This window comes from Peribacillus sp. FW305-BF15 (assembly GCF_058783805.1).
This window is the reverse complement of sequence record NZ_JBYSYV010000063.1, coordinates 1-1,617: the sequence shown is the minus strand read 5'-3', so window position 1 is coordinate 1,617 and position 1,617 is coordinate 1. Positions and strand designations below refer to the sequence as shown.

Annotated in this window: 1 protein-coding gene; it reads right to left on the bottom strand. The window is 39.0% G+C overall.

From position 1 onward, the window contains the following. Positions 1-101: 101 nt before the first annotated feature. Entirely contained in the window at positions 102-1,334 is a 1,233-nt protein-coding gene (locus tag AC3WLU_RS26690; protein ID WP_492598223.1) for an IS110 family RNA-guided transposase, read from the bottom strand. Positions 1,335-1,617 lie beyond the last annotated feature (283 nt).

The window sequence follows — 1,617 nt, the reverse complement described above, 5'->3', positions numbered from 1 at the left end:
TTTTTTGTATGAAAATATATTCGTGAAAGGCCATACAAAATAAGCCCACCATATTCTAATTTTTTGAAGGACGTAAATGTACCATGTCGTTATTTTAATGGTTATGCAGTTTGTTGTTCAGATGGAGCGATTGTATAGCCTTTCTTTTTTAGGTATTCGATCATTTTTAATTCTTTGTTCATTTGTTTTTCTTCAAGGTAATTTGAACCTAGTTCATGATAGGGTTCTCCTGTTTTTAAGATGTTGTAAGCAATCGTTAATAGTAAATGGGCAGAAGCGATTCTTCCCTTCATTTTTCCCTGCCGTTTGGTAATCCTTTTTCGATGTGAAGCAATTCGGTTATTTTGCCTTGATGTCGCTAATACACACTCTACGGCCATCGTTTTTAATGCTTTATTTCCTTGTGTGGTTTTACTCGTTTTTTTTTTACCAGCACTTTCGTAATTTCCGGGACTCACACCAGCCCAAGATGCAAGATGTTTAGCCGACTTAAATACGGACATATCAACGCCCATCTCCGCAATAAAAGTAGCTGCGGCAGCTTTGTTCACACCAGGTATACCATCCAATAATTCTACTTCCTTACGATAGGGGGACAGGAGTTGATCGATTTGTTTTTCCAATTCTTCTATGGCTTTTTCTAAATAACTCATATGATCCCAATGGTAACGCAACATATCACGGTGATGACGGCGAATACGACCATTAATTGCATGGGCAATGTCAGTAATACTTGCTTTTGTTCGCCAATCCACCATTTTTCGAAGACCATCGGTCTCTATTTTTTCACCGTTTAGAATCGCTTCAAGGATACGGCGTCCCGATACACCAAAAATGTCTGATAGCACGGATGTTAGCTTGATATTAGCATCTTGAAGAATTTTGTGAATGCGATTCTGCTCTGAGGTGCGATGATGAATCAATTTTTTTCGATAACGAGTAAGATCTCGTAAATCACGAATATCCTCTGGTGGGACAAAATTGCTTTCAATAAGTCCGCATCTTAGAAGCTTGGCAAGCCATTCGGCATCTTTCACATCAGTTTTACGCCCTGGAACATTTTTGACATGCCTGGCATTGGCAAGAACAAGGTGAAAAGATCCTTCGAGTATATTCCATATTGGTTTCCAGTAGACTCCGGTACTTTCCATCACAACATCGGATACCTGAAGGGTAGAGAGCCAATCACTTAAAGCCAACAGTCCCGTTGTTGTAGTTGAAAAAGTTTCAATAGAGGTCTTTGGCTTTTTATCTAATGGACCAAATAATACACAGGCTACTACTGTTTCTTGGTGTACATCTAGGCCAGCACACCGTTCAATCATTGCTTCCATAGGAGAATCACCTCAATAAAAGATTAACAATACATATGACAGTAGATTTGTTACAAAAATTTTTGTATACGTACTAGCAGTACACTAAATGGTTCTTCCATACTGTCACAACCAGTTTCTTATACAGGGTATCTTCCTTAAGATCCACCAAAAAAAGTTCAGCCTGGTTGTATTGTTATCATCCATTATCGTCAAGGGGTTTATGGGTTAGACTCTATTTTTGAGTTTAGATTTTCGTAGTAGATGGTGGCGGCGAGGAGCGCCGCCATAGGAGTTTCTTATG